Annotated in this window: 12 protein-coding genes; 10 read left to right on the top strand and 2 right to left on the bottom strand. The window is 40.6% G+C overall.

Translation table 11 applies throughout. From position 1 onward, the window contains the following. Nucleotides 1–38: 38 nt before the first annotated feature. Entirely contained in the window at nucleotides 39–947 is a 909-nt protein-coding gene (gene metA, locus AC503W_RS11560) for a homoserine O-acetyltransferase MetA (protein WP_402869030.1), read from the bottom strand. A gap of 182 nt (nucleotides 948–1,129) precedes the next feature. Between metA and AC503W_RS11555 the strand changes: the two genes are divergently transcribed. From AC503W_RS11555 to AC503W_RS11515, 9 genes are all read left to right on the top strand, one after another. Then, nucleotides 1,130–1,672, top strand: a complete 543-nt coding sequence (locus AC503W_RS11555; RefSeq protein ID WP_402956782.1) for a hypothetical protein — start codon at nucleotides 1,130–1,132, stop codon at nucleotides 1,670–1,672. Between the two features lie 78 nt (nucleotides 1,673–1,750). Continuing rightward, nucleotides 1,751–2,230: a glutathione peroxidase gene (locus AC503W_RS11550; RefSeq protein ID WP_402869026.1), complete on the top strand. Its 480-nt coding sequence runs from the start codon at nucleotides 1,751–1,753 to the stop codon at nucleotides 2,228–2,230. A 132-nt stretch (nucleotides 2,231–2,362) separates the two neighbouring features. Continuing rightward, the gene (locus tag AC503W_RS11545; protein WP_402956784.1) at nucleotides 2,363–3,208 is read left to right on the top strand and encodes a DegV family protein; all 846 of its coding nucleotides are present in this window, start codon (nucleotides 2,363–2,365) and stop codon (nucleotides 3,206–3,208) included. Between the two features lie 61 nt (nucleotides 3,209–3,269). Beyond that, complete coding sequence (locus tag AC503W_RS11540; protein WP_494914238.1) at nucleotides 3,270–3,914, top strand: HD domain-containing protein; 645 nt, start codon at nucleotides 3,270–3,272, stop codon at nucleotides 3,912–3,914. Then, nucleotides 3,911–5,788, top strand: a complete 1,878-nt coding sequence (locus tag AC503W_RS11535) for an ABC-F family ATP-binding cassette domain-containing protein (RefSeq protein WP_403121824.1) — start codon at nucleotides 3,911–3,913, stop codon at nucleotides 5,786–5,788. The genes AC503W_RS11540 and AC503W_RS11535 overlap by 4 nt, the downstream gene beginning before the upstream one ends. A gap of 133 nt (nucleotides 5,789–5,921) precedes the next feature. Next, entirely contained in the window at nucleotides 5,922–7,046 is a 1,125-nt protein-coding gene (locus AC503W_RS11530; protein ID WP_427686979.1) for a conserved virulence factor C family protein, read from the top strand. Between the two features lie 290 nt (nucleotides 7,047–7,336). Beyond that, the gene (gene ilvD / locus AC503W_RS11525) at nucleotides 7,337–9,022 is read left to right on the top strand and encodes a dihydroxy-acid dehydratase (RefSeq protein ID WP_402869016.1); all 1,686 of its coding nucleotides are present in this window, start codon (nucleotides 7,337–7,339) and stop codon (nucleotides 9,020–9,022) included. 195 nt (nucleotides 9,023–9,217) lie between these two features. After that, entirely contained in the window at nucleotides 9,218–9,652 is a 435-nt protein-coding gene (locus AC503W_RS11520) for a BrxA/BrxB family bacilliredoxin (protein WP_402956792.1), read from the top strand. 79 nt (nucleotides 9,653–9,731) lie between these two features. Continuing rightward, on the top strand, nucleotides 9,732–10,511 hold the full coding sequence (locus tag AC503W_RS11515) for a class I SAM-dependent methyltransferase (RefSeq protein ID WP_402988152.1): 780 nt from the start codon (nucleotides 9,732–9,734) through the stop codon (nucleotides 10,509–10,511). A 2-nt stretch (nucleotides 10,512–10,513) separates the two neighbouring features. Here the strand turns inward: AC503W_RS11515 and ggt are convergent, their stop codons facing one another. Beyond that, nucleotides 10,514–12,208 carry a gamma-glutamyltransferase gene (gene ggt / locus AC503W_RS11510; RefSeq protein WP_402869010.1) on the bottom strand — a complete coding sequence of 565 codons (1,695 nt, stop codon included), beginning with the start codon at nucleotides 12,206–12,208 and terminating at the stop codon, nucleotides 10,514–10,516. A gap of 432 nt (nucleotides 12,209–12,640) precedes the next feature. On the opposite strand from ggt, the gene AC503W_RS11505 reads away from it, so the two are divergent. After that, complete coding sequence (locus AC503W_RS11505; RefSeq protein WP_402869008.1) at nucleotides 12,641–13,255, top strand: YpjP family protein; 615 nt, start codon at nucleotides 12,641–12,643, stop codon at nucleotides 13,253–13,255. Nucleotides 13,256–13,413 lie beyond the last annotated feature (158 nt).

Here is a 13,413-nt window from a genome sequence, read left to right as displayed (position 1 = left end):
GGTAATCAACGGACAAAGACCCTTTTTTTCTTTCGCTTTCAATCCCAATCATATGGTGTGGATTGATAGACGTAATAATTGAGCCAGTTGGAAAACATGAGGCTACAGTGACTTTTCCAACGATGCAGCGGAGTCTTAGATGGATCATTATCTGGAAAGTAGTTTTCGGGGAGCTGGGTTTCGATTCCGCGTTCAATATCGCGTTTATATTCGTCACCGAGCGTTCCTGCATCATACTCGAAATGACCAGTCACCATTATTCTCTTCGAGTCGGTGGAAGCGGCTATTAACACACCGGCTTGATCTGATTGTGCTAAGATTTTCAGTTCAGGATGATTCACTAACTTTTGATAATCTATATCAGTATAGCGTGAATGTGGAGCCAAGAAATAATCGTCGAAGCCACGGACGAGGTCTTCATTCGGTTCGAGAACCTCATGTTTATAGATGCCAAAGCATTTTTCCGGAAGCTCATATTTACCTATACCATAATGGTGGTATAGGGCTGCTTGAGCCCCCCAACAAATATGTAGGGTGGATGTGACATTTTTGCTCGACCAGTTCATGATATCTTTTAATTCTTCCCAATAATTAACTTCTTGAAAGTCCATTTTTTCGACAGGTGCTCCCGTGATGATCATCCCATCGTATTTTTTTGAACGAATGTCTTCAAAAGAATTATAAAATTGATTTAAATGAAATTTACTTGTGTTTTTGGATTCATGGGTACTCAAACCCAGAAATGATATATTTACTTGAATAGGCGTGTTGCCAAGAAAACGCAGTAACTGTGCCTCTGTTTTTTCTTTTTCAGGCATAAGGTTTAAAATCAATATATTTAATGGCCGGATTTCCTGGCTGATTGCCCGTTCCTCATCCATTACAAAGATGTTCTCTTCTTCTAAAATCTCTTTAGCTGGCAGGTGTCTTGGTATTTTGATTGGCATAGTTAGCTTTGCCTCCTTTGTGAAATCATAATATTTCAATTATATAGAAAATTTAAAAATAGAAAAGCAATTTTTTTATTTTTTTAGATCCTCATAAGAATTTTGGAGAATGGTAAAATGATGATGAGTTATATAAAACTTGTTTATGACAGTTAAGAATCTAGAAGAGGGGTATATGGATATTGTTTGATCCTACAGCATATGAGAATATGAAAGTGGTATTGGAAGGAGCGGTATATGATCGCGACCTCATTGGGGATATATTGGTTATTGGTCGTGATGATATCGTCAATCTCTCAACACTTGCAAGGAAATATAAAATTGAGTTAGAAATGAAAGAATCAGAGCATACTGATTCTGTGACCGGCGGCTTTGAGGTATACGCTTCACTGGAGAATTTAAGTTCCGAGCTGCTGCAGTCGAACCTGAATGAAACGCATTCCGGTTGTGCCGTGAATTTATTCATTTCCATACCGAGAAAGCTCAACAGCTTGGAAGTTAGAAATATATTAATTGAACTCGAGACCCTTTGGGGGAGTGAGAGAATCATTAAATTGACTACTTCTGAAACGGTTAGTGAAAAAGAACCATCCTCATCATGCCATTCAACATTTGGTATTTCTTTCGGAAGACTTATAAAGGAAGAGCAAATGGAAGATTTAGAAGATATGGTAGAGTATCTGATACAATCCATACAAATTGTTGAAGGTTCTTTAAATAACTAATCAAGAACACTCAAACTGGAAAAGTTTCCTTCACTTAAGGTAAAATGACCTCATCAGGGCTAAAGGGAGAGATCATATATGTCCATTTATGAATTTGAAGTGAAAAAGATCAATGGTGATGTCATTTCGCTTGAGGAATACAAGGGAAAAGTATTGATTATAGTTAACACGGCTAGTAAATGTGGATTTTCACCACAGTATGATGACCTGCAGAGCCTATATGTGCAATACAAAGAGGACGGTCTGGAAGTTCTAGGGTTTCCTTGCAATCAGTTCCTCAACCAAGAGCCTGGCGACGAGCTTGAAATCGATTCCTATTGTAAGCTCAATCACGGTGTAACCTTTCCAATGTTTGCGAAAGTGAATGTGAATGGAAAGGACGCTCACCCGCTATTTAGCTATATAACGGAGAATGCACCAGGAATGATGGGATCGAAGTCAATAAAATGGAACTTCACCAAATTCTTGATCGACCGTGAAGGGAATATTGTGAACCGCTATGCTCCCAAAACAAAACCGCTTGAAATGGAAGAAGATATAAAAAAATTGCTATCATGATTCAATGGCCCACCGTGTTCTTATCGGTGGGCTTTTTATTTAAGGAATAAAAGGGTCCGTAATTTAAAGGGGGAAAAATGGGGATGAAGTGGAATATAATAGGTAACAACTATTTTACCCAGGAGGGAAACAATGGAACGGATTGCATGGGTTACGGACAGTACGGCTTTATTGGACGAGGAACTATCTCAAAATGAACATGTATATGTCGTTCCTATGATTGTCATCATGGATGGTGAGGAATACGAAGATGGTGTCGACCTACTACCTGAAGAACTGTATCGCAAAATGAAGGAGGAAAATAAGGTCCCGACCACCTCCCAGCCATCCGTGGGCACCTTTTACGAGTTGTATAGAAAACTTGAAAAAGACTATGATCGGGTGGTTTCCATCCATCTCTCAAGTAAATTGAGTGGGACGGTCTCCTCAAGCCGTCAGGCAGCACAACTTGTCACGATACCTGTGGATGTTTTTGACACCTTGCTTATATCGTATCCGATGATTCTGTTATTAAAAAGGCTCATGCACTATATAAACAGCGGGTTCTCAATGGAAGAAGCTTTCACCCTTACAAGGAAGTATGCAGATAGCCATGAGACATATGTCTTGATTGGCTCATTAGATCAACTACACCGGAGTGGGCGGTTAACGGGGACTCAGTATTACCTTGGAAGTCTATTGAGCTTAAAACCGATCATAACCATAGAGAATGGGTTGCTGCAAACCAAAACGAAAACTCGAAATCTTAAGAAAGCGGAAAATCAAATATTCCATGAATTACGCAAATCCATTTCATTGGGCAAGGTAAAAGAATGCAGTATCTTGTACGGAGGTTCACCTGTTCAGGCCGAACCATGGGAAAAGAGGATTACAGAAGAGTTTCCAGAAGTGAAAATACATATATCACCACTAGGTAGTGCAATAGGGGTGCATACAGGTGAACAGACAATCGGCATCAGTTGGTTCAAGGAAGTTTAGGGCAATTTCCCTTTCTAAAAATTAGAACCATGGTAAAATAGAAAGGACATGGAGTGGTGAAATGCAAAAAACAATAATTGAACAAACGGAATCATTTGTCTACGAACAATTAAAATCTGATGTCAGTGGTCATGATTGGTATCATATCAATCGGGTTCGGAAGCTGGCCTTACATATTGCACGTGAAGAAAAAAAGGGTAATGAATTCATAATCGAGATGGCAGCCCTCCTTCATGATATTCCAGATGATAAATTGAATGATGATATGGAAGCAGGTTGGAATAAGCTCGATGATTGGTTGAAGATGACCGGGGTGGACCTGAATACGGTTAGGGAGATAAAGGAGATTATTTCTACCATTTCCTACAGTGCTGGAGAAGTGAATCTGACGTCCGTCGAAGCTGAAATTGTTCAGGATGCCGATCGTTTGGATGCTCTCGGGGCGATTGGAATTGCAAGAACATTTGCGTATGGGGGTAAAAAGGGACAACCTATGTATGATCCATCTCTCTCGGTCCGTGAAGAGATGACCAAGCAGGAATATCGAATGGGTAAAAGCTCTTCCGTCCACCATTTTTATGAAAAATTATTACGTTTACAAGACTTGCTTAACACAGATACAGCGAAGAATATCGCGAGTGAACGCCATGAATACATGGTTCGTTTTCTAGAAGAATTCTATAAAGAATGGGATGTACGTTTATGAAAGTTTTTAGCATGGAACATGTAATGAAAACCCAAGGAGAGAAGCTTCTTTTTAAAGATGTTTCTTTATCCATCAGTGAAGGTGAAAAGATCGGGATCGTCGGTATAAATGGGACCGGTAAATCCACGCTGTTGAATATTATAGCTGGATTGGAAGAAAGTGACCTGGGTACGAAGGATCATCCGAATGACTATACAATTTCTTATTTATCACAAGATCCTGACTTTGATGAACAATTGACCATTATGGAGTATATGTATGAAAGTTCGACACCCGTATTCTCCTTGATAAAAGAATATGAAAAAACATTGGTGCAATTGCAAATCGATCCCCAAAATAGTGAAGTGCAAAATCGATTATTGAAGCAACAGCAATCTATGGATGCTCTTAATGCCTGGGATACTAGCGCCAATGCCCGGACAATCTTGACTAAGCTAGGCCTTCCTGATCATTCTCGGAAATTGGGTGAGCTTTCAGGTGGACAAAAGAAACGGGCAGCATTGGCAAAGACATTGATAGAAACTCCTGATTTGCTCATTTTGGATGAGCCAACCAACCATCTGGATTTTGAAAGTATCACCTGGTTGGAAGAATACTTATCAAAGTATCAGAAATCCGTCTTATTTGTGACCCATGATCGATATTTTCTTGATCGTGTGTCCAATAAAATATGGGAAATAGCTCAAGCTCAGCTTTTTGAATACAAGGGGAATTATGCAGACTACCTTGAATCAAAAGCCATAAGGGAAGAAAATGAATCAACTGAACGTTCAAAAAAAGAGAGTCTCTTCAAAAAAGAATTGGCCTGGATCCGCAAAGGGGCCAAGGCGCGCTCAACGAAGCAAAAGGCTAGGATTCAACGTTTTGAAACGTTAGAAACCGGTGTTAAGGATAAGCAGAAAAACGAAAGCCTTGAAATGGAATTAAGCGGCGCCCGTCTAGGGAAAAAAGTGTTGGAACTGCAAGGCGTCTCCAAATCATTCGGTAATCAGACAATTATCAAAGATTTATCTTTCCTTTTCAAGCCAGGCGATCGTATTGGGATTGTCGGTAATAACGGAAGTGGAAAATCCACACTATTGAATATCTTGGCCGGACGCGAACCGTTGGATGGTGGAAATCTTGAAATCGGGCAAACCGTCAAAATCGGCTACTATACACAAGAAAGCATCGATATGGATGAAAATCTCCGAATGATCGAATATATCCGGCAAACGGCTGATTCAATTGCTCTTAAAGATGGTAGCTTCATATCCGCTGCACAAATGCTTGAGAGGTTCTTGTTCCCCATGGGTTCGCATGGCACTCCGATACGGAAACTTTCAGGAGGAGAAAAAAGACGACTTTATTTATTGAACATCTTGATGGGTTCACCCAATGTCCTTTTATTGGATGAACCGACAAATGACCTGGATACACAAACCTTGACAGTCCTTGAAGACTATTTAGAAACGTTTTCGGGAGTCGTCATCACCGTTTCGCATGATCGGTACTTTCTTGATAAAACTTGTCACCAACTACTCGTCTTCAAAGATAAAGGTAAAATAGATTTTTATTACGGAAACTACTCTGAGTTTTTAGAGGAAAAGACAGAAGAAACGGTTCCTCAAAAAACTATCGAGCCACAGCCTAATCGGACGGAAAAGAAGAAGAAAAAGCTTACTTATGCGGAAAGTAAGGAATGGGAAGAAATCGAAGGGAAAATGGAGCAAGTCGAAGGTCGCCTGAAGGATATCACAGCCGAAATGTCAGCAGCCGGCAGTGATTTTGAAAAGGTCCGCCTGCTTCTAGAAGAAGAAAAAGAGCTTAACGAAAAGTTAGAGTATACAATGGAAAGATGGACATATCTTGCTGAAAAACTTGAAGGGGAATAAGCTGAAGACTGGGCCAGGATGCGTTAGCTTGGCCCGGTCTTTTTTTCGGTGAATCTCAATTGCATGAGAATCTCTTGCCAGTGTGATAAAATCTAGGACACGAGGAAACGTATTGATAAAGGAGAGAAAAGCATTGAATATTAAATCGATAGAACCTACGCCAAGTCCAAATACAATGAAAATTAATCTTACGGAAGAATTGCCAGCAGGAAAGAGCAATAATTATAAAAAAGATCAAGCGGAACTTGCGCCGAAAATGATAAAAGACATGTTACAAATTGACGGTGTCAAGGGTGTATACCATGTGGCTGACTTTTTAGCAGTCGAACGTAATGCGAAATTTGATTGGAAAGATATTTTGGTCCAAGTTCGCCAAGTTTTCGGTGAGGATACTGGAAAACAAAATCAACAAGCGCAAATAAATGAGCATTATGGAGAAGTTTCCGTTTCCATCCAACAATTTAAAGGTATTCCCATGCAGATTAAAGCAAATGATAGCACACACGAAAAACGTTTTGCGTTACCGGAGTATTTCATTAAGGGCATATCAGCTGCGCAAAAAGAAGATGATAATGTCGTCCTACTTCGTAAATGGAAGGATTACGGCATTCGCTACGGAGAAATGGAAGACATCGTCAAGGAAGTAGCGGCAGAATTGGTTGCAGCTTATCCGGAGGAAAGAATTAATAAATTAGTTGATGCCGCCCAAGAAACCGTGGATAAAAAAGAACCGGTCATCAATCGCCCCAAAATAAAATTGACCGTTGACATGTTAGACGATGAAAGTTGGGAAAAGAGATATCAATTATTGGATCAGATGAGCGATCCGACGGTTGAAGATATTCCGGTACTGGAAAAAGCCCTTGCCGATAGCAAAGTTTCCATTCGTCGACTTGCTGCTGTATATTTAGGGATGATTGAAGACCCAAAAGTCCTTCCTAGCTTATATAAAGCATTGAGGGATTCAAGTGCCGCTGTAAGAAGGACGGCCGGGGACTGTTTATCTGATCTTGGGTTTGAGGAAGCAATGGGTGAAATGGCATTATCTCTATCGGATAAAAATAAACTAGTGAGATGGAGGGCAGCCATGTTTTTATACGAAGTAGGTGATGAATCCATCCTACCTTTTTTAAAGAAAGCTGAACAAGACCCCGAATTTGAAGTCGCACTCCAAGTGAAAATGGCCCTTGATAGAATCGAGAATGGGGAAGAAGCGAAAGGTTCTGTATGGAAACAAATGACGGAATCAAGAAAGTAAAAAATAAGTAAGTTTAAAGACCGAAAGAGGATAATCACAGACCGTGTAAGGACGTGTTTGTTGGTCATCCTCTTTTTTTTATAAAAAAGGGATGAAAGATTAGGTGAAAAATGGATAAAATCATCCATTTATATGAATAAATCCCTTTTCTACTATTTTAGAAAAATGTTTATGTAGAAAACTTTGAGCTAGAATGGTTACATTTGACCACATTTATGTTAGAATTTTTAGAGTATTATAAAAAGTTAATATATTCAATGTTAATTTGCTAAAATGAGGGGGCTACATAAATGTCTACAGCAAAAATGAGAAGCGACATGATTACAAAAGGGGTTGACCGTGCTCCACATAGAAGTCTATTGCGTGCAGCGGGTGTTAAAGAAGAAGATTTCGGCAAACCGTTCATTGCGGTTTGTAATTCATATATTGATATCGTTCCTGGGCACGTCCATCTTCAGGAGTTCGGTAAGATCGTGAAGGAAGCAATCAGGGAAGCTGGCGGGGTTCCATTTGAATTTAATACAATCGGAGTAGACGATGGAATCGCCATGGGACATATTGGTATGCGTTATTCTTTACCAAGTCGTGAAATCATTGCTGACTCCGTAGAAACGGTTGTTTCTGCACATTGGTTTGATGGGATGGTTTGCATTCCAAACTGTGACAAGATTACACCAGGTATGATGATGGGGGCACTTCGTGTCAATATCCCGACGATGTTCGTCAGCGGAGGACCTATGAAGGCTGGAAAAGATAAGAATGGTAAGTCTCTATCCTTAACATCGGTCTTTGAGGGTGTTGGAGCCTATCAAGCAGGTAATATTGAAGCAGAAGACTTAGAAGAAATCGAACAAGTGGCATGTCCTACGTGCGGTTCTTGTTCAGGGATGTTTACTGCCAATTCGATGAACTGTTTAGCTGAAGGATTAGGTCTTGCCCTTCCAGGTAATGGTACTATTTTAGCCGTAGCTGAAGAACGAAAGGAATTCGTAAAGAAATCAGCTAAACAACTGATGGAACTAATCAAAATGGATCGTAAACCGCGCGATATCGTTACGATGGAAGCGATTGATAATGCATTTGCTTTGGATATGGCCATGGGTGGATCGACCAATACCGTACTTCATACCCTTGCTTTGGCCCATGAAGCAGGTTTTGAGTATCCAATGGAGAGAATCAATGAAATAGCCGGAAGGGTACCACATCTTGCAAAGATTGCACCGGCATCGGATTATCATATTGAAGATGTCCATAATGCGGGTGGGGTCAGTGCTATTATTCATGAGTTACTGAAAAAGCCAGGAGCTTTCAATGGTGATTGTTTGTCTGTATCCGGTAAAACGCTACGTGAAAATGTGGAAGGCTGCGAAATCTTGAATACGGATGTCATCCATACCCTAGATAACCCACATTCCGAACGTGGAGGACTTGCGGTATTATTCGGGAATCTGGCTCCTCTAGGATCGATCATTAAAGTTGGTGCCGTAGACGAGTCTGTCGGCGGGTATCACCGAGGTCCCGCAATCTGCTTTGATTCCCAAGAAGATGCGTTGTCAGGAATTATTACTGGTAAAGTAAAAGAAGGGGATGTCGTGGTCATTCGATATGAAGGACCTAAAGGCGGACCGGGTATGCCGGAAATGCTGGCACCAACTTCGCAAATCGTCGGCAGGGGTCTTGGGGCCAAGGTAGGTTTAATTACCGATGGGCGTTTCTCAGGTGCTTCTAGAGGGATCAGTATCGGTCATATATCTCCTGAAGCAGCCGAAGGAGGACCAATAGCCTTTGTAGAAAATGGAGATATCATTGAGCTGGATTTGAATAACCGTATCATCCAATTGGAAATTTCTGACGAAGAATTTGAAAAACGCAAAGCGAATTGGAAAGGCTTCGAACCAAAGGTAACAAGAGGGTATCTGGGTCGTTATTCCAAGCTTGTCACCAATGCAAGCACTGGCGGCGTCATGAAGATTTAATTCACAAATGAAAGGGTGGCAGCAGATAATTCTGCTGCCTATTTTCTATGCAGGGCTTGGATGTTGGTAAACCTAAATTGTGTGGATTCAAGGTTAAGGTTCGCCTTTCGTAGAAGGTTTAAGCGTCAACTTTGCATTATGAACATAAATTATAGTATCCTTATAGTCATCTAGTTATTTCAAGGGGGAATTATTATGTCTATGGCTTATGATGAATACATGAAACAAATGGTGAAGCCAATGCGTGCTGAATTGGTGCAAGCGGGTTTTAAGGAATTGGAAACAGCTGAAAAGGTTGAGGAATTCATGGAGGCAGCCGAAGGGACTACACTTGTTGTCGTCAATTCAGTTTGTGGCTGTGCTGCAGGTTTAGCTCGTCCAGCAGCGACTCAAGCTGTACTCCAAGCAGAGAAGAAGCCAAATAATCTAGTCACTGTATTTGCAGGGCAAGATAAAGAAGCGACAGCTAAAATGCGTGAGTACTTTAATGGGATTGAACCTTCTTCTCCATCCATGGCTCTATTAAAAGGGAAAGAGGTCGTTCATTTCATTCCTCGCCATGATATTGAAGGCCAGCCTATGGAAGCTATCATGGAAAATCTCTTGGTAGCATTCGATAATGTAAAGTAAAATAAAATAAGTAAAAAAAAAAGAATGTCCTGTAAAAGGGCATTCTTTTTCAAATTCAGATTATTAAAGGAGCAGGTACATGTTTGTGACTACAGCTGGACGAGCTGACCAAGATGTTATAGAGTTGGCAAAAGAGTTCGCGATGGATCAAAAGATTCCTTTTGTATCGAGGAGAAAACGTTCGATTCAGGATATCCAAAGGGAAAACGACAAGGATGATTGTCTCGTTTTCGGGAGAAATAGAATGGAAATATACCGGTACGGAGAGAGGGAGCCTTTCTTTTTCCATCCTAACTTAGCGATGATTCGATTGAAGCGATTACTGAATGGGGAGGCTGATCCCTTTCTTATTGCAGGGGATATTAAAGAAGGGGACTCCGTGCTTGATTGTACATTGGGATTAGGTGCTGACTCCATTGTCGCTAGTTTTGCAGTCGGTAGTAAAGGGCGTGTGTTAGCGCTGGAGGAAAATAAATACTTGGCATTACTTGTGGACCATGGTTTAAAGACTTGGAGTGATGCAGAAGAGTGGATGTTATCGGTAATGAGGAGGATAGAAGTTATGGAGGCTAATCATAATGAGTTATTGAAAACTTTACCGGATAATCATTTCGATGTCGTCTATTTTGATCCGATGTTTGAGGAGACCATTGAAGAATCTAATGGCATTAAAGGCCTGACCCATTTTGCTGCAAATCATGATTTCACCATGGAAATAATAAATGAAGCCAAGCGGGTCGCACGAAAAAGAGTTGTGTTGAAAGATCATTTTCGCAGTACCCGCTTCCAGAGATTTGGATTTGACGTGTTGGAACGAAAAACCTCAAAATTCCATTATGGCTTCATTTCCATTTTATGAATTCATTCGGTCTGATAATCCCCTTCATCAAGACCCATTGCACAGCCTTCACGGCTGGAATCAGCAGCGCCATAATTCGAACCGTCCAATGGGTTGATTTGTATGGCCTGGACATTACCGATTGAGTGGGGGACTTCATTGAAGGCAAATCCCATTCCTTCGAGGTGTCCCTTGCTGTTCATATCAATCCCGGCTTCCCATTCAATATGTGGGCCCATCGGCGTGAAAATTCTTGGTTCTTCGATTGCCGCCTTTAAGTCCATTTTGAAATCGAGCACATTAATGATGGTTTGGACAACTGAGCTAATGATTGTCGGTCCCCCAGGGGAACCAAGTGTTAAAATGGGTTGATTGTCTTTAAAAATGATGGTCGGACTCTTACAGCTTACTGGTCGTTTATTAGGCTGTACTTCATTCATGCCGCCTGGAACGGAATCAAAGTCGGTCAATTCATTATTCAACATGAAACCATAGTCGGAAACCATGATGCCAGAACCGAAAGGGTGCTCAACAGTCGAGGTGCAAGCCGCGATGTTGCCCCATCTGTCGCGCACCGTGAAGTGGGTGGTTTCACTGCGTTCTTCATCATTTGGCTGTTGAATCACTTCCCTTTGCTTCACGGAATCATACTTCCATGGATTTCCGAAATCAATGGCATTGTTCCGTGACTTGAAATTAATGAACTTCCGTCGTTCAGCTATATATTCGTCATGCATAAGACCCGTAAGCGGTAATTCGGCAAATTCGGGATCAGCCAGAAATGCCTTTTTATCTGTAAAGGCCAGACGCATCGCTTCCGCTATCAGATAATATTTCTCCCAGGAACGTACATCATATTGCTCTAGATGGAATGATTCTAATATCTTTAATATTTGAATGACGGTAAACCCTCCCGCGCTAGGAGCCATCGAAGAGACAATTTTATAATCTTTATAGGTGCCGACCATGGGTTCATCAACGGTTGCTTTGTAATCTCTTAAATCGGCCATTTCCATGAATCCGCCTTGTTCCTTGATACAGGAAATGATTCCTTCGCCGATCTCGCCCTCATAAAAAGCAGATACCCCTTCGCGTTGTAAAATCCTATAAGTGTTTGCCAGCTTTTCCTTAACTAATATATCTCCCACCTGGTATGGTTTTCCTTCGGGCATGAAGAAGTTTCGCGCTTCATCACCCAATCGATATTCAAAGTTTTTAAGGGCATCACAAAGTACCCAGTTGACCGGGACCCCATTTTCAGCAAATTCTATAGAGGGTTCAATGAGTTCGGCTAATGGCTTGCTGCCATATTCATTGAGCGCTTCATCCATCGCCTTTAGAATTCCTGGAATGCCAACTGCCGTCCCTTTTGTCGAACGCTCTTTAAAGGGAATAACCTCCCCATTTTCATCCAGGAACAATTCAGGATATGCCGCTTTAGGTGCCCTGACATGTCCATCGAATATCTTCGTTTTTTTACTTTTTTCATTATAAACCATAAGGAATCCACTGCCGCCTATTCCTGTCATCATAGGTTCCACGATATTTAATGCAAATTGGATGGCTACTGCTGCATCAACGGCATTTCCGCCATCGCGTAAGATCTTTTCCCCGATTTTAGTCGCAACTGGATGAGCCGTGACGACCATACCAGCTTTTCCTGTTGCCGTTTCTCTTTTATAGTTTTCTTCTTTGGTTTTTTCATCGATGTTTTCCATCAAAATTCCTCCAGTATATCGTCTTAAGTTCTTTCTTGAGCTAGAGACGAACTTCATTGAAAAGAAAACCTTGCCATTAATAGAATGACAAGGACTCTTTCATAAGTATTTTAGTCTTAATCAGCAAATGATAAATATACGAAAAATGCTAATGTAACAAGACATAAAGCCACCATGGCGGTTGTAGTCAAAGCCATTTATAAGCCCTCCTTAAAAAGATACCTGAATCTATTTAAGTTCTACAAATTACCTAATAATCCTTTAATTTATATATTTATAGTGAAAAATGGTATAAAAGATGCAACACGTATGTTGCATATAGGTATTTATCCTTTTTGGCGATTTTTGAAACATGGGGTATTATATATTCGTATTACCTGGAAAATCGCAGTATACTAAAAAAAAGGAACAACAGGAGGGGGGGATAATGGTTTGAAAACGGCAACATGGTTTAGGAAAAGTCTTGTCATTTTAGTTTCCGTTTTAACGTTTGGCCTTGTCACACCTACAGATTTGGCATGGTTAGCTGATGCTGACTCTTTAAAAGATTCGAAAAAAGGGGTAGTGCAAGAAGACCATACACCATTTCCTTCTGCACAGGAATCTAGTGGCTTCAATCATTTCGACCGTGATAACTTTTTATCGGATATTCTTGATAAAGCAGAAGAAAGCGCTTATGTGAAATTTGGTGAAAAAATAAACCCTAAAATAGGTGATGAGTTCAAAATGATCATTTTGCCGAAAATAGAAGAGACGGTAAACGATATGGCGAACCAATTTCCTGATGAAAAACTGCAACAGCTAACTATCACGGAGCGGCCAAGTGCAGGTAGATCCGAAAAAATTTTTCATATTTATGACTCGATAAGTGGAAATGATGTCATCCGATTCCATGTTAGGCAGGAAAATCCACCGTTAGAAGGATATTGGTTTAATTTTCATTATCACACGTACCACGATTCTTTTGCCACGCATTATGACATCGGGAAAATATATTGGGATAAAAACACTCCTCCCAAATGGACGAATCAAGATAGAATATCCTAAATCTCTTCGTTCATTGATTTTATCTAAAGGGAAGAGTATGATGATAATGAACATACATAAAGGTAAGTTCATAATGTTCTTTTTGGATACGTTGTTCTGCAACGTATTTATTTTGTGTGAAATAATACATAGCAAGAAAACTGCGCTGTGCCTCTAGA

Source organism: Peribacillus suis (assembly GCF_059384845.1).
Note: the sequence above shows the minus strand (reverse complement) of the source record. Positions and strands in the feature narration are given on the sequence as shown.